General features: G+C 65.0%; 18 protein-coding genes, 1 tRNA gene and 1 pseudogene. 7 read left to right on the top strand and 13 right to left on the bottom strand.

The window, feature by feature from the left end:
* Nucleotides 1-369: 369 nt before the first annotated feature.
* The 7 genes from brnA to ABZ720_RS14180 form a co-directional block, all read right to left on the bottom strand.
* On the bottom strand, nucleotides 370-477 hold the full coding sequence (gene brnA / locus ABZ720_RS17490) for a type II toxin-antitoxin system BrnA family antitoxin (protein ID WP_438264107.1): 108 nt from the start codon (nucleotides 475-477) through the stop codon (nucleotides 370-372).
* 87 nt (nucleotides 478-564) lie between these two features.
* Complete coding sequence (locus tag ABZ720_RS14205; RefSeq protein WP_366556187.1) at nucleotides 565-834, bottom strand: BrnT family toxin; 270 nt, start codon at nucleotides 832-834, stop codon at nucleotides 565-567.
* Nucleotides 835-971: 137 nt separating this feature from the next.
* A complete protein-coding gene (locus ABZ720_RS14200; protein WP_366556186.1) occupies nucleotides 972-2,588 on the bottom strand; it encodes a DUF2259 domain-containing protein in 1,617 nt (538 codons plus the stop codon).
* On the bottom strand, nucleotides 2,585-3,553 hold the full coding sequence (locus ABZ720_RS14195) for a hypothetical protein (RefSeq protein ID WP_366556185.1): 969 nt from the start codon (nucleotides 3,551-3,553) through the stop codon (nucleotides 2,585-2,587). The genes ABZ720_RS14200 and ABZ720_RS14195 overlap by 4 nt, the downstream gene beginning before the upstream one ends.
* A gap of 151 nt (nucleotides 3,554-3,704) precedes the next feature.
* The gene (locus ABZ720_RS14190) at nucleotides 3,705-4,697 is read right to left on the bottom strand and encodes a response regulator (RefSeq protein ID WP_366556184.1); all 993 of its coding nucleotides are present in this window, start codon (nucleotides 4,695-4,697) and stop codon (nucleotides 3,705-3,707) included.
* Nucleotides 4,694-6,082 (bottom strand): sensor histidine kinase, encoded by a 1,389-nt coding sequence (locus ABZ720_RS14185; protein WP_366556183.1) that lies wholly within the window; start codon nucleotides 6,080-6,082, stop codon nucleotides 4,694-4,696. The genes ABZ720_RS14190 and ABZ720_RS14185 overlap by 4 nt, the downstream gene beginning before the upstream one ends.
* A complete protein-coding gene (locus ABZ720_RS14180; protein ID WP_366556182.1) occupies nucleotides 6,079-6,597 on the bottom strand; it encodes a putative pterin-binding protein in 519 nt (172 codons plus the stop codon). The genes ABZ720_RS14185 and ABZ720_RS14180 overlap by 4 nt, the downstream gene beginning before the upstream one ends.
* 342 nt (nucleotides 6,598-6,939) lie before the next feature.
* On the opposite strand from ABZ720_RS14180, the pseudogene ABZ720_RS14175 reads away from it, so the two are divergent.
* Nucleotides 6,940-7,103: pseudogene (locus ABZ720_RS14175) on the top strand (transposase); the annotation flags it as partial.
* Nucleotides 7,104-7,195: 92 nt separating this feature from the next.
* On the opposite strand, the gene ABZ720_RS14170 reads toward ABZ720_RS14175, so the two are convergent.
* Nucleotides 7,196-7,286: transfer RNA gene (locus ABZ720_RS14170), tRNA-Ser, on the bottom strand.
* Nucleotides 7,287-7,433: 147 nt separating this feature from the next.
* Between ABZ720_RS14170 and ABZ720_RS14165 the strand changes: the two genes are divergently transcribed.
* Nucleotides 7,434-7,718, top strand: a complete 285-nt coding sequence (locus ABZ720_RS14165; protein WP_366556181.1) for a hypothetical protein — start codon at nucleotides 7,434-7,436, stop codon at nucleotides 7,716-7,718.
* 163 nt (nucleotides 7,719-7,881) lie between these two features.
* Nucleotides 7,882-8,952 carry an agmatine deiminase family protein gene (locus ABZ720_RS14160; protein ID WP_366556180.1) on the top strand — a complete coding sequence of 357 codons (1,071 nt, stop codon included), beginning with the start codon at nucleotides 7,882-7,884 and terminating at the stop codon, nucleotides 8,950-8,952.
* Here ABZ720_RS14160 and ABZ720_RS14155 read toward each other — a convergent pair.
* The gene (locus tag ABZ720_RS14155) at nucleotides 8,949-9,449 is read right to left on the bottom strand and encodes a DUF6505 family protein (protein WP_366556179.1); all 501 of its coding nucleotides are present in this window, start codon (nucleotides 9,447-9,449) and stop codon (nucleotides 8,949-8,951) included. The genes ABZ720_RS14160 and ABZ720_RS14155 overlap by 4 nt on opposite strands.
* Nucleotides 9,450-9,456: 7 nt before the next feature.
* On the bottom strand, nucleotides 9,457-9,609 hold the full coding sequence (locus ABZ720_RS14150) for a hypothetical protein (RefSeq protein WP_366556178.1): 153 nt from the start codon (nucleotides 9,607-9,609) through the stop codon (nucleotides 9,457-9,459).
* Between the two features lie 46 nt (nucleotides 9,610-9,655).
* Here ABZ720_RS14150 and ABZ720_RS14145 point away from each other — a divergent pair, with 46 nt between their 5' ends.
* Nucleotides 9,656-10,168: an Hsp20/alpha crystallin family protein gene (locus ABZ720_RS14145; protein WP_366556177.1), complete on the top strand. Its 513-nt coding sequence runs from the start codon at nucleotides 9,656-9,658 to the stop codon at nucleotides 10,166-10,168.
* Nucleotides 10,169-10,254: 86 nt separating this feature from the next.
* Here ABZ720_RS14145 and ABZ720_RS14140 read toward each other — a convergent pair whose 3' ends face one another.
* Nucleotides 10,255-10,932, bottom strand: coding sequence for a class I SAM-dependent methyltransferase (locus ABZ720_RS14140; protein ID WP_366556176.1), 678 nt, complete (start codon nucleotides 10,930-10,932; stop codon nucleotides 10,255-10,257).
* Between the two features lie 61 nt (nucleotides 10,933-10,993).
* On the bottom strand, nucleotides 10,994-12,628 hold the full coding sequence (locus ABZ720_RS14135) for a peptide chain release factor 3 (protein WP_366556175.1): 1,635 nt from the start codon (nucleotides 12,626-12,628) through the stop codon (nucleotides 10,994-10,996).
* A 159-nt stretch (nucleotides 12,629-12,787) separates the two neighbouring features.
* Between ABZ720_RS14135 and eno the strand changes: the two genes are divergently transcribed.
* Nucleotides 12,788-14,065 carry a phosphopyruvate hydratase gene (eno, locus tag ABZ720_RS14130; protein WP_366556174.1) on the top strand — a complete coding sequence of 426 codons (1,278 nt, stop codon included), beginning with the start codon at nucleotides 12,788-12,790 and terminating at the stop codon, nucleotides 14,063-14,065.
* Between the two features lie 164 nt (nucleotides 14,066-14,229).
* Here the strand turns inward: eno and ABZ720_RS14125 are convergent, their stop codons facing one another.
* Nucleotides 14,230-15,123 carry a hypothetical protein gene (locus tag ABZ720_RS14125; RefSeq protein WP_366556173.1) on the bottom strand — a complete coding sequence of 298 codons (894 nt, stop codon included), beginning with the start codon at nucleotides 15,121-15,123 and terminating at the stop codon, nucleotides 14,230-14,232.
* 280 nt (nucleotides 15,124-15,403) lie between these two features.
* On the opposite strand from ABZ720_RS14125, the gene ABZ720_RS14120 reads away from it, so the two are divergent.
* Together ABZ720_RS14120 and ABZ720_RS14115 are read left to right on the top strand one after the other, a co-directional pair.
* Nucleotides 15,404-16,153: an FCD domain-containing protein gene (locus ABZ720_RS14120; RefSeq protein WP_366556172.1), complete on the top strand. Its 750-nt coding sequence runs from the start codon at nucleotides 15,404-15,406 to the stop codon at nucleotides 16,151-16,153.
* A 59-nt stretch (nucleotides 16,154-16,212) separates the two neighbouring features.
* Entirely contained in the window at nucleotides 16,213-17,166 is a 954-nt protein-coding gene (locus ABZ720_RS14115; protein WP_366556171.1) for a substrate-binding domain-containing protein, read from the top strand.
* The last annotated feature ends 118 nt before the right edge of the window (nucleotides 17,167-17,284 follow it).

The following is a 17,284-nucleotide window of genomic DNA, read 5'->3' as shown; positions in this document are numbered from 1 at the left end:
GCCGGTGCGGGTCAGGCACCGGCGATGGTTCATCTTCTACCGATGAACCGCCATCTTCATAAGACAAGCGGATCGCGTTTGATCTGTAACGCGCAGCGTGCAGAACAAACGCGTGAATCCGCCCTGAATCAAAGGTGTAGAGCAGATTCACGACTCAAACCGGGTCGCTTCGCGAACCCGATTTTGAGTCGATCTGCTCTAGTTGCAGGCGCTGAGCCCGGCTTTCCGGATCGGACGTGTCAGGCGAGAGGGCTCAGAGCCAACTCACGATTGATCACTCTGTCGGCAGTATCTACAATCATCTGACGAGCATGCGCTGGATAGGATGGCTGTTTGCGCTCCTGTCCTCAGTGTGATCAATGCAAGTTGCTACTGAAGCTTCTCGGCAATCCATAGTTTGATCAATGATTGTCGCGTAACGCCCAGGTGACGAGCCTCTTTGTCGAGCCGGTCCACGACCCATGCCGGGAAGTCCACATTCACGCGCTTGGGCTGATCATTACGACGACGCGCCTGAGACCAGCCACGGCATCGCTGACATCTTCGCCAGCGTCGAACTTGGCGTCAAATTCGGTCGCCTTCATAGTAACTGATCTCCTCTTTTCGAGCTCGGCGCACCCAAATGATACGCACCGCGTTTCCGCGTGGCGTCCAGACTGCTGCCCAATGCTTATCTTCGATCTTTCCGATCGATAAAAAGCGTGGCTCATCCTCGGTTCTTGCTGGCGCCTCAATCAGCCATGGATCCTCCCAGAGTGCCTCAGCGTGCTCGAACCTTATGCCGTGCTTTTGAAGGTTGGACAGACTCTTAGCCGGGTCGTACTCAAAATCCATGCCATAAAATGGTATAGTTTTTGTCCATCTTCAAGCCGAGGCTCGTTGGGGTAACAGCAGGGACGCCGACCGGGTGGAGCACGCCCTGGAGTGGGCCGGTGCGGGCTCGGCGCTCGCTGACAGTTGCCAGACGGGGACTATTGCCAGGCCGGATTGACGAAAATGCCAGGTCCGGGCAGCGAGAGGACCTGGGCGTCCGGCTCTGCGCTTTGCTTGCCCGCGAACCAGTGAGCCTCCAGACCACTGTCCTGACCCAGATCCTGCTCCACCAGGAACGTGCCCTCCAGAGCGGAAATTGCCCCTTCGGCGACGAGGCGTTCCAGCAAGTCCAAAGCGGCAGGCGCAGTCAGACGGCCCTGATGCTCGGCACTATAGGGTGGATCGAAGGGCAGGCCTTGGAGTGTATGCAACTCCGGCTCCTGTGACAGGGCGAGGCTGGTCGGCAGGCTGGAGAGGCAGGCTTGCAGGCCGCAGCGCTGCTGATCGACGGCGCCGATCTCCCGGCGGCCAGCGGCCGCCAGATCGGCGCGCATTCCCTGAAGCGGGCGCATGACAAAGCGCCATTCCACGTTCGGACCCTGGCCGAACTCCGCGGCCGGGGCCACGACCTCTGCACCAAGCTCCTCGATGAGGTCCGCCCGGCGCTGCGGCCCGACGTTGAAGCGGCTGGCGCGAATCAGGGTAACGGTGGTTGGACCGCCGGCACCTTCCGGCGCAAGTTGCCGTGTCTCTACGTCGAAACGGGTGCGGGCGAAGGGCAGGGCAGGCTCTTCCTGCTCCAGGAGGAGCGCGGCGCGTGTCAGGGCGGAAAGCTCCGCATCGGGCCAGAAGACGCTGTCCGGATCGGCGGGGAGGCTTTGCTGCAGCACCTCGCTCATTGCCCGCGCATCCTGCGGCGTCGTGCCGGCCAGCCACCCCTGGATGATCTCATCCAGGCTCCCGGCGGCTTCGGGCCGCTCGCCGCCGGTAACCGCAGTGAAGCTGCCGCTTGCTGAACTCGGCAGGGGAACGGGTTGGGCGATCACATGGCGCTCCAGACCCTCGAAGCCGTCACGCCAGACCGAGATCAGGGCGACACCCTGATCGCCCTCCTGTGGATAGCCGGCGGAGAGCACCGCGTCGAGTCGGTAGGCGCGGGGACAGCCGCGCGAGGCGGGAATGCGTGCATCGGCATGAATCACTTCGCCGCGCCCGTCCGGATGCTCGAGGCTCAGTCGATAACCCCGCAGGGATTCCGGCTCCCAGCAGTAATCCGCGCCGCCCGGCCGTGCGACCGGCTCCAGCAGGAGTTTCATAGAGGCAGGCGCCAGACGAGTGGGGTCGTCGGGATGCGGCGTGGATATGATCGCCTCGGCGGAGGCGGCGTGCACCTCGCCGAGTCCGCGGGAAAAGAGGCGGGTTGCCGGGCGCTCGATGGCGAGTCGCTCCAGCGTTGCCCCTGCCGATGCCTTCACCTCGGATCGCACCTGGCCCAGAGCGGCGAAGGGTGCGGCTTCCACTTCGGCCATATGCACCTCTTCCATGCGCCCGCGATAGGGCGTGCCCTCCACCCAGGCATTGCGGGCCAGGTCGACCACGAAGAGATTCGCATAGGGCAGGCCGGAGCCGCGCTGCAGGCCATAGGTCTCGAAGGCGAAATAGCGGCCGTCTTCGGAAAAGCCAATGACATGGTCGTGCGTGAAGCTGCCGGCGAGAGCCGGTGGGGCGAAGCACAGCAGGCCGAGCAGGCCGAGGGACTTGAGCTTCGCCATCATGCCTCCGACGGCTGCGGTTGAGCACTGGGACCCGGCGCTTTTGCCTTCAGCTGGCGGAACTTGTCGGACATTCCTTCGAGACGGCTTTCCCACTGCGGGTCCGGCGACTGTCCCTCGATGGTGCGGAAGTAGGCCTGTAGCAGGCAGGCAACCGCCAGCGGCTCAAGCACCGCGGCCTTGATCGACCAGGCGAAGATGACGGCCAGGACCACACCGAGCGCAGAGAGACCGCCGGGGAAGAAGTTTGCCACCAGGGCCGCCGGGGCCAGCATGACGAAGAAGAGGATGGCAGAGAGGCTGTAGACGAAGACCGTGATCCAGGCCGCGTTCTTGAGCATCGGACGGTAGTTCTGGCCATAGAGCACCAGTGCGGTGCGTGCCGATTCCCAGGGATCGCTGGCCCTGGTGCGCAGGGCGTGGGCCAGAATCACCTCGTCGATGAAGCCGACAGCCACGCGCAGGAAGGCGTGCAGGATCGAGATCAACTGCTTCACCCCGGGGATGGGCAGTATGGTGAAGATGCCCCGGACGAGGCCGGTGATGGCGCGCAGCACACCCTTGACCAGCTGATCCACGGCAAAGAGGACGCTGGCTTCGGCGAAGCGTTCGCGCACCATCGCCTGGGCGTGGCCGATCTGGCTGCGTCCCTCCGGCATGGGCCGCTTGTCGATCAGTTCGACCATCACGGCGATATGGCCGGCTTTCACCAGGTAGAGAATGTACTCGCGCAGCCAGTACATGATGCCCAGGACGATGAGAAATCCGATGAAGCCACCGCCGAAGGTCGCGGTGGCGCGAAAGCCTTCATCGCCCAGCGCCCCGATGCCCCAGCCCAGGCCGGCTCCCGTGCCCGTCACCAGCACATAGGCCAGCGCGGCGCCGAAGTAGACCGCCATGCGCAGGAGGATGAATGGAAGCGTTTGCAGCATCAGCCCGACGCTGCGCCCGAATGAAAAGTCCCACATGCCCGTTCAACCCCGCTTTCGATCTTGTGGCTTCTGTATCTGACAAACCCGGCCGGATGGGCTGCTGGCCCATTCGGCAGGCTCCGCTCTACCAAGGCCCGTCGGCGGCCGCCCCGTCCAAACGCAGGGGGCGGGCCCGGGACGACAGATTTCAGGCGGCTTGGCGCAGGGGCAGCGATAGTAGAAGGGCGACGAGATCGGCCTGACGATTGGTGTCGGTTTTGCTGAAGATATTGCGCAGGTGGAAGGCAACGGTCGTAGGCGAGACCTCCAGCGTTTCCGCGATCTCGTCGGGTCGCTTGCCCTCTGCAAGCTTGATCGCCACCTGCGTCTCGCTGGGCGTGAGTTCGAAGAGCTCGGCCAGGCACTGCGGGGATAGGGGCTTGCGCTGCGCCGGGTTGGTCAGGAAGGCAATCACCGCCGGTTCGCTTGCGGCGGCCCCCGCAAGCGGCCGGGAATAGAGCACGGTGATGAGCTCCTGGTCGTGACCGCCGCAGCTGAGGCGCACCGATATCGAGCGCTCCTGCTCCGCAAGCGCGGCCTGGCAGAGCTCCTTGACGGTTCGCGGAAGCGGCGCCGGGAGCCGCTGGACGCCGCCGCTGGCCCGCGGCACCTCCAAAAGCGTGGCCGCAACGGGATTGGCGTAGCTGAGCGTGCCGGTGCGGTCGAAAACCAGCACGCCGATGTTGAGCCGCTCGAGCAGGGTCTGCCCGATGCGCGATGCGGGCGGCAGGCCCTCGCGCCAGCGACGCACCTGGCGCAGGCGGGCGTCGATGGTGGCCAGCATCAGGTCATAGTCGATCGGCTTGGTCAGATAGTCGTCTGCGCCGGCGCGCTTGCCCTTGACCACCGCATCGCTCGGCGAGAGGGCGGTGAGAAAGACGAAGGGCACGTCGGCCAAATGGGAATGATCGTGCCGCAGCCGCTCGAGGACGCCGTAGCCGTCGAGGCCCGGCATCATGATATCGCAGAGGATGAGGTCCGGGTGCAGCGACTGCAGCGCCGCCAGTGCGTCCGGTCCGCTTGCGGCCTCCACCACCCGATAGCCGGCTTCGCGCAGTTCGTCGGCTATGTCGGCGCGCAGGTGCGGCTCATCCTCGCAGCAGAGGATCAAGGGGGCGACTTCGCTCCCGGACTGCGTCATCGCTCGCTCCTGATTTCCGAGGTGCCTGCCCGCGGCAGCCAGAGGGTGAAGAGCGACCCGCTTCCGGGCCAGCTTTCCACGGTTACATCCCCGCCCTGCAGCCGGGCGAGGTCTCGTGCGAGTGCCAGTCCCAGGCCGCTGCCCGGTTGGTTTGTTGCATTCTCTGCGCGATAGAAACGCTCAAATATCCGCTCCTGCTCGCCCGGTGCGATCCCGGTCCCCCGGTCGGCCACCGCCAGGGCTACGAAGTTCCCCTGGGTGAAGAGGCGCAGTTCCACCGGCGTGTCCTCGGCGCTGTACTTCAGGGCGTTGGAGACCAGATTGCCCAGGCTGTGGCCGACAAGGGCGGGGTCGCAGTGTGCCCGAGCCTCCGGATTGGCGGCCGACAGGTCGATGCGACGATCGGGATGGGCCTGCCGCGCCTCGTCCAGGGTTTGCTGTACCAGCGGGCCCAGCGCCTGGACCGCGGGTTGCGGCTCGATCTGCCGGTTGTCGAGCCGCCCGGTCAGCAGCGCGGTGTCCACGAGGCGACTGACCCGGTCGACCGCACTGCGCACAATGGTCTGCCGCTCCGCGACATCGGCAGCGGTGATTCGCTCTCCCTTGCGTGCCAGGCGTTGCATCGCACTGTCGATCACCGCCAGGGGTGTGCGGACCTGATGCGAGATCATGGCCGCAAAATCGCGATACCAGGCACTGGTCTGCCGTTCACGTTCCAACAGTGACTGCAGGCGGCTCGCCCGCAGCCTGGCCAGTTCGCCAGCGTGCAGGCGGCGCTGGTTGCGCATCAGGGTCCAGGACATCAAGGCCGTGCCCAGCAGTGCGCCCACAACGGCCAGGATGACCGTGCGCTGTATGCGTCGGTAGTGGTCAAGACGCGCTGCAGCAGTGCTCCACTCCTGGGTCATGACCTCGCCCGCCAAGCGGTTGATCTCCGGGTGGAGCGCCATGGCCTCCTGGAAGAGCGCGGCACGCGCCGCCGGGTCGGTGCCCTTCTGCAAGGGGTCCTGCTCCAGCAGGCGGGCGTGCAAGGAGCGGACGTCGCCGGCGCGCCCGATCTCCTGCAGGTAGCGCTGCTGCGGTCCCTGGAGCAGGAGATTGAGGCGCGAGATCGCCATGTCGTAACGGTGCTCGACCGTCGTGGCGCTGGTGCCCTCCAGGTCTTCGGCGGCATTGGCGAGCAGCAGCACCTCCATCTGTGTCTGGCTGACGACCCACAGCATGTTCTCCGTGGCGGAGATGCGCATGTCCCGTTCCAGGCTCGAGGTCTGGGTCAGGGCAAAGATCAGCAGGCCGAAACTGACCAGAATGAGCGGGATGAGCGACCCATAGGCGACGAGGATCGACCGCCGCTGCGGCAGAAGCGGTCGCAGGCTTGCAATCATCGGACCTCGAGTTCGTGCAGTTGCCAGACCCAGCGCATGTCGAAGCGGATGTCCTGCAGCTCTTCATGCTGGTCGCGTGGGTAGACGATCCAGATGGGCCCCTTGTCACGCGGGCTGAGCGGCTCCCCGTCCATGGAGAGCGCGCCGATCACCGCGTAGTCCCGGACATCGGACATGGGAATGATGATTTCATAATCGTTGAGGGCGCGGGCGACGATCTCTTCGCCCTTGGCACCGAGGCTCTCCAGAAGATCCCAAAGCAGAAAACCGCGAAAGGTCTGCTGCCCGTGCGTCACGCTGGTGCCGGTTTCCAGCTCGACCTGCTCCAGTGCTTCCAGTTCCGCCCGGGTGAACTCTACCGCTTCCTGCTCAATGGAGCCCTTGACGGTTAGAATAATCGTATCCGCACGCGCGAGTGGCGCCGAGAAACAGGCCCAGGCACCCATTAGGATTAGTAGAACACCCCACAGCGCTGCCGCATTGCAGTGACTGCTGTCCGGGTAATCGCGGGTCATACGCCTCTCCTGCTTCAGCTTGCGCCCGGTTTTTGCCGCGTATTTGCCACAGTATTTGCTACCAGAACACGACAAGCCAGAGTCCCCACCCCGCAATCAGGGTTTACACAACTTTCCTCCCCGAACGAAGGGGCGACGAAGATTGCGTAGGTATTATCCGTCGAAAAGCGGATCTAAAGATTGTAGGAGAAGATTTAGCGCGCTCTTTTGTTGTGAATCCCGCCGCTGCCCTCGCTGGAGGCCGGTTCGCTGTGGCGCAATGGGCAGCGGCCGGGCCCGAGTCGCGCCACGGTGGCGCGGGCGCCCGATAGAGCGCTGTCCTGGTGCCTCCGGCTCGGGCCGATTGTCCGGATTTGGCGCTTCTCCAAATCCAACGGCATCACCGAGGGATTTCATACCAAGATGGAGATGATCTCGCGCCGCGCCTTCGGCTTCAGGAATTTCCAGAATACCGTATGAGGGTCCTTGCCCTCTGCGGCTGGAACGGCGTCATCAATCGAGCCTGATGAATGCCCATCCCCCGATAATGATGAATGCCCATCCCCCGATAATGGGGAAGAGCCGTTACCTATGTCTCGGGAATGAACAGAGAACGCGATGGCGGTGAGGGTGGGATTCGAACCCACGAAGGGCTGTTAACCCTTACACGCGTTCCAGGCGTGCGCCTTCAACCACTCGGCCACCTCACCCGCGGGGCCGGAAGTTAGCCAGATGCAGGGGGGGATGCAACGACCACTTGGTGCTTTTCCTGCCGGAGGATGAAGAAACACTTGGGCCGGGCCTGTCAGATCGTTAGCCTCCGGGGAAAGCGGGCAGGGGTGGCAGCAATGCGGGTCGTGAGCGAGATTCTGGGCTACGTCTTTTTGGCGGTGACCGTGCTGTTGCTCGCCCTGGAACTCTGGGCCTGGCACAGCACCCAGGCCGACTTCCGCTTCCGGCCCATCGGCCAGTTCTGGTACAGCATCGACCCTGCCAGTCTCAGTCTGACCCAGGCGGGAATCGAGCGACACCTGCTGCCCTGGCTCTGGGATCCGCTGCTGCTGACCGTGTTGAACTGGGGCGCCGTGCCGGTCTTTGCCATCCTGACGGTTTTCTTCTTCGCCATGGGGCGCCGGCGCTGAGTTCGGTGGCCTCGCCCGGATTCTCTCAGGCTCGCGTGGCTCTGCGTTACACCTTTGAATCCAGACCTGATTCACCCATGAGATCTGATAACCTTGTGGTTCAGATTTGCTGCGATCCGGTCTAGAGTCCTTCTCTCCGAAACAACCGCGGGGTTTCCCCAGGATGCGAACACCACGTGACGATGGCTTTCGTGTGCCGGCCGAATGGGCGCCGCATGCCCGCTGCTGGATGGCCTGGCCTTGCCGGGAGAGCCTCTGGGGTGATGGCCTCGAGGCCGCGCGGGACGCTTATGCCGCCGTGGCCAAGGCGATCGCGGACTTCGAGCCGGTAACCATGCTGGCGGAGCCCGATTGCCTGACCGACGCCTCGGTGCGCTGCGGCAGCGGCGTTGCCTGCATGCCCATGGAGATGGACGATTCCTGGATGCGCGACAGCGGCCCGACCTTTCTTCTCGGGCCGGACGGGGCGCTCGCGGCTGTGGACTGGGTGTTCAACGCCTGGGGGCAGCGCTATCGCCCCTATGATCGTGACGCGGCCCTGGCGCGGCAGGTCATCGACTATGTGGGGGCCAAGCGCTATCCGGCGCCTCTGGTGACCGAGGGCGGTGCCCTGCACGTGGACGGGGAGGGCACGCTGCTGGCCGTGGAGCCCACCCTGGTGAACGACAACCGCAACCCCGGAAAGAACCGCGCCGAGATCGAGGCGCTGCTGCTCGCCTACACCGGCTGCAGCAAGCTGATCTGGCTGCCGGGTGGCCTGCACGCCGACGAGACCGACGGGCATGTGGACAATGTCGCCTGTTTTGCCAGCCCCGGGGTCGTGGCGGCCGTGGTCACTGAGGATCGGGACGATCCCAGCTGGGAGGCGCTGCAAGCCAACCTGGAGGTGCTGCGGAGCACGACCGATGCGGCGGGCCGCAAGCTGAAGGTGGTGCCGCTGCCGCTGCCCAAAGCGGTCAAGGACGGACAGGGCGGTCGCTTGTCGCTCTCCTACGTCAACTTCTATGTGGCCAACGGAGGTGTGATCCTGCCCGGATTCGATGATGCGGCGGACGACAAGGCCTTCGACACCGTGGTTTCGCTCTTCCCCGGCCGGCGCGTGGTGCAGGTGCCGGTGCTCGACATCCTGCGTGGCGGCGGCGGCATTCACTGCATCACCCAACAGCAACCGGCGCCGCCCGCCGGGTCGGACGACACCGCTGCGGATGAGGCAGCCCCGGATGATCGGGCCTAAGGCTCCTCGTCCGGCTCGTCTTCCACCAGGGTCCAGATGCGCGTGTGCTCTTCGCTGCGGCTCGGCAGGATGACGCGATAGCGCTCGCGGATGTGGTAGGCGTCGTCCAAATGCCGCTCCATGGCCAGCAGGGTGCCGATCTTGTGGTCCTGGGCGAGAGAAGCGGCATGGTCGACCTCTTCTCGGGCGGCCGGCAATGCCGCGCCAAGATCGGGTGCGCCATAGTGCTCGACAAAGTGGCGGGCCAGGCGTTCCACGACAGCGAAGTAATCGGATTCGGCCACCTCCGCCACTTCCACCAGGGTCGAGCGTCCGAATGTCTCGCAACCCAGCCAGCCGCTGGAAAAAGCCAGGCGTTCCTTGCCCTCATAGGCGGCCGGATTGCGTTCCAGAAAGGCGAAGGTTCCCGGCACGGCCCATTCCCCCGGCTCGGCGGCCTGGGGGAAGATGCGCAGATCGCTCTGGTCAAGGCGCAGGGTGCGGGGAAGCTTCAGCATGGTGCCTTCACAATAGACCGGATGGCGCATGATCAGAAACAGGTGGTTTCCGATCGAAGGCATGATTTTGCGCGTGCGTCAGACTGCCCAGCCTCATGCCATCTTGCGGCCCTCCGCCTTGATCCAGCGCAAAGCGCAGCGCGCCGATAAGCGCCAGCATGGCTGCGCAAATCTCCTCTCTTCCACGGTGTGCAGGAGTGAAACCCATGACCAAGCAGAGTGAGCAGTCGAAGTCGCCTGCATTGCAGCGCAGTGCCTTGCCGGGCCATCCGCTGACCAGTCTTCGTGATCAGATGGACCGGCTGTTCGACGATTTCCTGTCCGGCGGCATCGCGCGTCCCGGAGCCTTCTGGGATGCACGCGTCGGTGGCGAAGGTGGGCTGGCCTTGCATGTGCCCAGCATCGACCTTGTCGAGGAGGACAAGGAACTGGTGGTTACCGCCGAATTGCCGGGAGTCGATGAGAAGGATGTGGAGGTCACCCTCGACCAGGGCATCCTGACCATTCGCGGCGAGAAGAAGAGCGAAAGCGAGCGCGAGGAGGGCCGGACCCGTGTTTCGGAACGGCGCTACGGCAGTTTCGAGCGTAGCATCGCCCTGCCTGAGGGCATAGACGAGGAAAAGGTGAAAGCCCGCTACGACAAGGGCATCCTGACCATCCGCGTCGCCCGCAAGCCGGATGCCGTGCGCAAGGCGAAGCGCATTCCCATCGGCTCCTGAGCCTCTGCCGCAGCGGCATTCCTGTGCCTGAGGTCTGCGCCAGGGGTGCAGGCCTCAGGCTGTCCGGCTTGGCTCCGCAGGCCGCGTCAGCGCTTGCGTGCCAGAGTCAAACCGTCGCCCAGCGGCAACAGGGCAATCTCCACCCTTTCGTCGCCGTGGAGCTTCTTGTTGAAGACTTGCAGCGCCAGTGTGTCGACATCCTGCTTGGCGTCCAACTGGTCGGCAGGGCGCAGCACCGCGCCGTTCCAAAGTACATTGTCCACCAGAATGAGCCCGCCTGGACGCAGCAGCGTCAGACCCTGCTCGTAATAGCCGTCGTAGCCGGTCTTGTCCGCATCGAGGAACAGCCAGTCGTAGGCGCCGGCCCCGCCTTCGTTCAGCAACGCGTCCAGGGTATCGCCGGCCGGTCCCAGGCGCAGGTCGATCTTGCCGGCGACGCGGGCGCGCTCCCAGTAGCGCCGGGCGATTCCGGTCCACTCATCGCTGATGTCGCAGCAGACCAGGCGCCCGTCCTCGGGCAGGGCCTGGGCCGTGCAGAGCGCCGAGTAGCCGGTGAAGGTGCCGACCTCGATGCCGCGCCGCACCCCCATCAGGCCTGCCAGCAGACGCATGAACTGGCCTTGGTGCGGGCTGATCTGCATGCGCGCGCTGCCGCCCAGGGCAACCGTTTCCTCCCGCAACTCCCGCAGCACCGGATCTTCCCGCAGGGAGACCGAGAGCAGGTAGTCGGTGATCTCGTCGGTGATGTTGATCTGCGATGACATGGCAGGTCCTCTCGCTTGAGCCCCTATTCACTCGGCTCCTCTGCACTCAGGCCCCGTGCACTCAGGCTGCGGTGACCGGCTCGCGTGTTGCCAGGAAGCGCACGTCCGGCGCGCCGTCCTGGCCATCCTGCAGGTGCCAGGCGTTGCGCGCCATGAACACCGGGAAGCCCTCGTGGTCCTCGGCCAGGTTCGCCTTGTTGCGGTCGATGAAGGCCTTGAGCTTGGCCGGTTCGTCGGCTTCGACCCAGCGGGCGGTGTAGTACTGGGTTGCCTCGAAGATCACCGGTACGTCGTACTCGGTGCGGATGCGGTCGGCCAGCACGTCGAACTGCAGGCCGCCGACCACGCCGACGATCCAGTCGGCGCCGATCATCGGCTTGAACACGCGGGCAGCCCCTTCCTGGGCCAGCTGCTCGAGCGCGCGACCCAGGTGCTTGGCCTTCAAGGGGTCGATGGGGCGCACTTTCTGCAGCAGTTCCGGCGCGAAGGCCGGCAGGCCGCGGAAGTGCAGTTCCTCACCCTCGGTCAGGGTATCCCCCAGGTGCAGGACGCCGTGGTTCGGGATGCCGATGACATCGCCGGCCCAGGCCTCCTCGGCCAGTTCGCGGTCGCGGGCCAGGAAGAGCACCGGGTTGTGGATCGCCAGCTGCTTTCCGGTGCGCACCTGCTTCAGCTTCATGCCGCGCTTGAAGTGGCCGGAGGCAAGCCGCACGAAGGCGATGCGGTCGCGATGCTTCGGGTCCATATTGGCCTGGATCTTGAAAACGAAGCCCGCCACCTTTTTGTCCGATGCGGCCACCTCACGTTCGGCTGCCGGCTGCGGGCGCGGCGGCGGGGCGAAGGCGGCGATGCCATCCAGCAGTTCGCGGACACCGAAGTTGTTGATGGCCGAACCGAAGTAGACCGGCGTCTGTGTTCCCTCGCGGTAGCGGTCGAAATCGAAGGACGGGCAGAGGCCGCGGGCCATCTCGACCTCTTCGCGCAGCTGCGCGACCGCATGGTCGGGCAGCAGGGCGTCGAGCTTGGGGTCGTCCAGGCCGTCGCAGGCTTCGCCCTCGTCTGGCCGCTCGCCCTTGGAACGCTCCAGTAGGATCAGACGGTCGCGCAGCAGATCGTAGCAGCCGCGGAACTGGCGACCCATGCCGATGGGCCAGGAGGCCGGGGTGACCTCCAGCGCCAGGGTCTCCTCGATCTCCTGCAAGAGCTCGAAGGAGTCCTGGGCCTCGCGGTCCATCTTGTTGATGAAGGTGATGATCGGGACGTCGCGCAGGCGGCAGACCTCGAAGAGCTTGCGGGTCTGTGCCTCGATACCCTTGGCGGCGTCGATCACCATCACGGCCGAGTCCACCGCTGTCAGCGTGCGGTAGGTGTCTTCTGAGAAGTCCTCATGGCCCGGGGTGTCGAGCAGGTTGAAGGTGCAGTCGCCATAGTCGAAGGTCATGACCGAGGTGGCGACGGAGATGCCGCGCTCGCGCTCCACCTTCATCCAGTCCGAATGCGCCCGGCGCTGGTCGCCGCGGGCCTTGACCGCACCGGCGAGCTGAATGGCGCCGCCGAAGAGCAGCAGCTTCTCGGTGAGCGTGGTCTTGCCTGCGTCGGGGTGGGAGATGATCGCGAAGGTGCGCCGCCGCGCCACCGGCGGCGGCAGCTCCGCTGCACCCGTCGATCCGGCGGCACGATCCAATGCCGTGCTCATGAGGCTTCAATCCTGTTTGCTGTTGCATAGGATGTAACGCATGCGGGGGCAGCGTGAAAGCATCGGCTGCAGGCAGAGCGGCGGCAAGAGTTGTGCGGCTGTAAGCCCTCTGCTAAGCCATTTTTCGCCTCGAGCCACAACGAACAGGAAGCCAAAGCCATGAGCGCCATCCTCGACATCCGCGCGCGCGAGATCCTTGATTCCCGCGGCAACCCCACCGTGGAGGTAGATGTCACGCTGGAAAGCGGCGCCTTCGGGCGCGCCGCCGTGCCCTCCGGCGCCTCAACCGGCGCCCATGAAGCGGTGGAAAAGCGCGATGGCGATGCGAGCCGCTATGGCGGCAAGGGCGTGCAGCAGGCGGTCGAGGCCGTGAACCACGAGATCTTCGACCTGCTGTCCGGCTTCGAGGCCGACGACCAAGTGGCGCTGGATCACGCGATGATCGAGCTGGATGGCACGGAGAACAAGGCTCGGCTGGGCGCCAATGCCATTCTCGGGGTCTCGCTCGCGGTGGCCAAGGCCGCAGCGGAGGAAGCGGGCCTGCCGCTCTACCGCTACATCGGCGGCGCCTATGCCCGCAGCCTGCCGGTGCCGATGATGAACATCGTCAATGGCGGGGCCCATGCGGACAATCCCATCGACGTGCAGGAATTCATGATCATGCCCGTCGGCGCCGAGAGCTTCGCCGAGGCCCTGCGCGCCGGTGCCGAGGTCTTCCAGGCGCTCAAGGGCAAGCTGAAGGCTGCCGGGCACAACACCAACGTGGGCGATGAGGGCGGCTTCGCCCCCAATCTCAAGTCGACCCGCGAGGCCCTGGACTTCATCATGGCCGCCGTGGAAGCGGCCGGCTACAAGCCGGGCGAGGACGTGGTGCTGGCCCTGGACTGCGCCGCCACCGAGTACTTCAAGGGCGGCCGCTACGAGATGACGGGGGAGGGGCTCAGCCTCTCCGGTGCGGAAAAGGCGGCCTGGCTGCAGGAACTGACCGGCGCCTATCCGATCGTGTCCATCGAGGACGGCATGGCCGAAGACGACTGGGAGGGCTGGCAGGCGCTGACCGCCGCGATCGGCGGCAAGGTGCAGCTGGTCGGTGACGACCTCTTCGTGACCAACCCGGCGCGCCTGCGCGACGGCATCGCGCGCCAGGCCGGCAATGCCATCCTGGTCAAGGTCAACCAGATCGGCACCCTCAGCGAGACCCTGGAGGCGGTGGAAACGGCGCAGCGCGCCAGCTTCGGCGTGGTGATGTCGCACCGCTCAGGCGAGACCGAGGATGCCACCATCGCCGATCTCGCCGTGGCCACCAACTGCGGCCAGATCAAGACTGGCTCCCTCTCCCGCTCCGATCGCCTGGCCAAGTACAACCAGCTTCTGCGCATCGAGGAGCAGCTCGGTCCGGCAGCCCTCTACGCCGGACGCAGCATCCTGCGGGGGTAACTGCTTGCGGCGCTCCGGCCTGCCCGGATTACATCAGCAGCGCGATAATGATGATGACGAGCAGCGGGGCGCCGAGGAGCCAGGCAATGAGCGCGGGCATTGGACTGTCCTTCCGAATGGTTGGCCCGAATGTTTGGGCGTGCGGGTGGCTTTGCGGGTGAGCGTCAGTAGGGGCGGCCATAGTGGCGGAAGGAGATGCGCCGATCGCGGTGCTGGCCGCCGGTGGTCGCACCGAAGTAGGCGGCCGCGGCGCTGATCAGCAGAGTGGCTGCCACGATGAAGGCCCCTATCACGCCGGCGATGCGCAGCTGCTCGGCCATCTCCAGCGCCTCTGCTCGCAGCTCCTCCGCCTCGGTGGCCACGGTCTCCACCTGGGCCTGGGCCTGCTCGGGCGAGAGCTCGGTTTCCGCCGCGACGATGTTGGCGAGGTGGGTTCGGTCCTCCTCGCTCACCTCTCCGGCGGCCAGACTGCGGCTCAGCACTGACGCGATCTCGCTGCGCGCCTCGGCCGAAGGCAGAACCCCGTCGCTGCGCAGCATCCGGCTGGCGTAGCCCTCGATCTCCTCGGTGGCCATCTCGCTGGCGCTGCCGGCCAGGCTTCCGGCCGCACTGGATGCGCCGCCCAGTATGCCACCGATGCCGCTGCTCGCCATGAGCAGGGCCAGAAGCGTGCCGAGCGCCCAGACCAGCAGGCCGTGGCCGCCGTCGCGCGTTTCCACTTCCTCCGCCGGCGCATCGCCCAGCGGTCGGCGCAGCCGGCCGGCGATGTAGCCGCCGGCGGCGAAGCTCGATATCGCCACCCAGATGAACCAGATCCCGGCCGCTATGGTGGCCCAGCGCAGGGAGATGCCTTCCCCGGGCTCGGCGGACATCATGGTGAGGCCGATGGCGCTGCCGAAGGTGATGAGAACGAAGGAGAGCGCGGCGGCGAAGAGTGCCCCACCGACAATGGCGCCCCAGTCGACATAGTTTGCGGGTGCGGGCGGCGTGGCCGCTGCGGGACCGACGGACGGGGCGGCGGGCTGTGCGCCCGGCGCGGAAGACAGGCTACTCGGCATCGAAGGCGCTCCCTTGCTTGTTGTTGCGGTCAGGCCAGGCCAATCACCGATAGAATGAACAGGATGACGACCACGAGGCCCACGAGATAGATGATGCTGTGCATGACCAGTCCCCCTTTGCAGCAGATAAGGCATCGGCGGCCGACAGCAGTGCCGGCCGCTTAGGAGTGTTAACCCGGCCGCCGTTGCCCGGTTCCCGTCAAAGCGCCAACATTTCCTGATTACAGGCTGTATGATTGCATGATAGCCTGAGAGCTCTCGGGGGATGGATGGGCTACAAATGATGATCGGCCAGCAGCGGATTCAGCGCCGCAAGCTCTATGAAGAGGTCGAGCACCAACTCCGCGAACTGATCGTCAGCGGCAGCCTGAAGCCGGGCGACCGCTTGCCCTCAGAACATGAACTGATGGAGCGCTATGGCGTCGGCCGGCCGGCGGTGCGCGAGGCGCTTTTGACGCTCGAGCGCCAGGGCTTTCTGCGCCTGCGCAGCGGCAGTCCCGCTGTGGTTACGCGGCCATCACCGGCAATCATTCTCCAGGAGCTGACCACCTCGGTCCGGTCTTTCATGGCCGACGAGGTGGGGATGCGAAACCTTCAGGCTGCAAGACGCTTGATCGAATGTGCGTTGGCCCGTGAGGTGGCGCAGATCAGGACCCAGGCAGACATCGAACGGATCGCGGGTGCGCTGAAGGACCAGGAGGATGCTCTTGGCGATCCCCATCGCTATGAGGGCACGGATGTCGCTTTTCACACGGCGATCGTTCGCAGCGTGTCCAATCCAATTTTTGAATCGACGCAAATGGCGCTTGCCTCATGGCTGCTGGATCAAAGGCATACGACCTTGATGCTCCCGGGTCGGGATGTTTCGACCCTCGCGGAGCACAGGGCGATATTCGACGCCATAGAGGCAGGTGATGCCGACGCCGCGGAACAAGCGATGGCGCGGCACTTGGAACGGACGGTCGAATGCTATTGGACCGCCGTCAACGGGCGGATGGTCGAGGAAGAGACGCCTCCCCAGTCGCCGTAGCGCAGTCTGCAAACAGTGAAACCAGTGGGAGGAAAGAAATGCGTATTCGCAATTTGGTAATGGCCGCGGCCGCCGCGGCATTCAGTGTCGCAGCCATTCCCGGAGGTGCCCAGGCTCAGGACAAGGAACTGGTCTACCTGACGCCGGGACTTGATCTGCCGTTCTGGCGCTACCTGTCGAAGGGCGTCGAAGCCGTGGCCGAGGAGAATGGCTACAGCTTCCAGGCTCTGGATTCCCGCAACAGCGCCCAGACGCAGCGACAGAATGCACAGGATGCCATTGCGCGCGGTGTGGATGGGATCGTCATTTCGCCGACCGATAGCTCCACAGCACCGGCTGTCCTGGAGATGGCGCAAGAAGCCGGTATTCCGGTTGTGATTGCGGATATCGGGACGAACAGCGGCGAATACGTCTCCTTCATCATCTCTGATAACTATGACGGTGCCCATGGCACGGGCGAGGCTCTTGCCGCAGCCATGAAAGATAAGGGATGGGAAGACGGCTCCGTTGGTCTCGTCACCATCTCGCAGGCGCGCAAGAACGGGCAGGCGCGGACCGCCGGTTTCCGTGATGCGATGAAGGAAGCGGGCATCGAGCGCGAGGCCGGACTGCAGCAGATGCAGTCCTACACGGCTGACGAAACCTTCCGCTTTACCCAGGACATGCTGACCGCCAATCCGGAAATGCGTGCGATGTTCATCCAGACCGACCAGCCGGCAATTGGTGCGCTGCGGGCGATCCGTGCCGCGCGTCGCAGCGGTGAGGTGCTTGTCGCAGCTTTCGACGGCATTCCGGAATTTGTAGAACTGCTGCAATCCGGCGACATCGTCGCCTCCGGCATGCAGCAGCCCTACCTGATGGGCGTTCGCTCGGGTGAGGCCATGATCGAGCACCTGGACGGGGGCACGCCCGACAAGGAAATCCTTGTGCCGATCCTGGTGGTCACCAGCGAGAATATCGAGGAACTGCTGCCGACGGTGCGGGAGACGGTGTTCGCGAACGAAATCGACTAGAAACATCAATAGGATCGCATCAAGGGTTCGGCTGTTGCCGGAACCGTCTTGATTGGTCGTTTTACGGTGATCAGCTGGCGGGCCAAAATGCCCGCCAGCTGCCTTCCCGCTCCGAAAT

The organism is Aquibaculum sediminis, from assembly GCF_040712085.1.
Lineage (GTDB): Bacteria > Pseudomonadota > Alphaproteobacteria > Kiloniellales > DSM-21159 > Aquibaculum > Aquibaculum sediminis.
The sequence above is the reverse complement of the archived record's forward strand: the minus strand, read 5'-3'. Positions and strand labels throughout refer to the sequence as shown.

Bases quoted from the DNA above. Each gene is read 5' to 3' on its own strand.
- ABZ720_RS14205 (WP_366556187.1), bottom strand. From the start codon at position 834: ATGGATTTTGAGTACGACCCGGCTAAGAGTCTGTCCAACCTTCAAAAG.
- ABZ720_RS14200 (WP_366556186.1), bottom strand. From the start codon at position 2,588: ATGATGGCGAAGCTCAAGTCCCTCGGCCTGCTCGGCCTGCTGTGCTTC.
- ABZ720_RS14195 (WP_366556185.1), bottom strand. From the start codon at position 3,553: ATGTGGGACTTTTCATTCGGGCGCAGCGTCGGGCTGATGCTGCAAACG.
- ABZ720_RS14190 (WP_366556184.1), bottom strand. From the start codon at position 4,697: ATGACGCAGTCCGGGAGCGAAGTCGCCCCCTTGATCCTCTGCTGCGAG.
- ABZ720_RS14185 (WP_366556183.1), bottom strand. From the start codon at position 6,082: ATGATTGCAAGCCTGCGACCGCTTCTGCCGCAGCGGCGGTCGATCCTC.
- ABZ720_RS14180 (WP_366556182.1), bottom strand. From the start codon at position 6,597: ATGACCCGCGATTACCCGGACAGCAGTCACTGCAATGCGGCAGCGCTG.
- ABZ720_RS14160 (WP_366556180.1), top strand. From the start codon at position 7,882: ATGCGAACACCACGTGACGATGGCTTTCGTGTGCCGGCCGAATGGGCG.
- ABZ720_RS14155 (WP_366556179.1), bottom strand. From the start codon at position 9,449: ATGCTGAAGCTTCCCCGCACCCTGCGCCTTGACCAGAGCGATCTGCGC.
- ABZ720_RS14150 (WP_366556178.1), bottom strand. From the start codon at position 9,609: ATGCTGGCGCTTATCGGCGCGCTGCGCTTTGCGCTGGATCAAGGCGGA.
- ABZ720_RS14145 (WP_366556177.1), top strand. From the start codon at position 9,656: ATGACCAAGCAGAGTGAGCAGTCGAAGTCGCCTGCATTGCAGCGCAGT.
- ABZ720_RS14140 (WP_366556176.1), bottom strand. From the start codon at position 10,932: ATGTCATCGCAGATCAACATCACCGACGAGATCACCGACTACCTGCTC.
- ABZ720_RS14135 (WP_366556175.1), bottom strand. From the start codon at position 12,628: ATGAGCACGGCATTGGATCGTGCCGCCGGATCGACGGGTGCAGCGGAG.
- eno (WP_366556174.1), top strand. From the start codon at position 12,788: ATGAGCGCCATCCTCGACATCCGCGCGCGCGAGATCCTTGATTCCCGC.
- ABZ720_RS14125 (WP_366556173.1), bottom strand. From the start codon at position 15,123: ATGCCGAGTAGCCTGTCTTCCGCGCCGGGCGCACAGCCCGCCGCCCCG.
- ABZ720_RS14120 (WP_366556172.1), top strand. From the start codon at position 15,404: ATGATGATCGGCCAGCAGCGGATTCAGCGCCGCAAGCTCTATGAAGAG.
- ABZ720_RS14115 (WP_366556171.1), top strand. From the start codon at position 16,213: ATGGCCGCGGCCGCCGCGGCATTCAGTGTCGCAGCCATTCCCGGAGGT.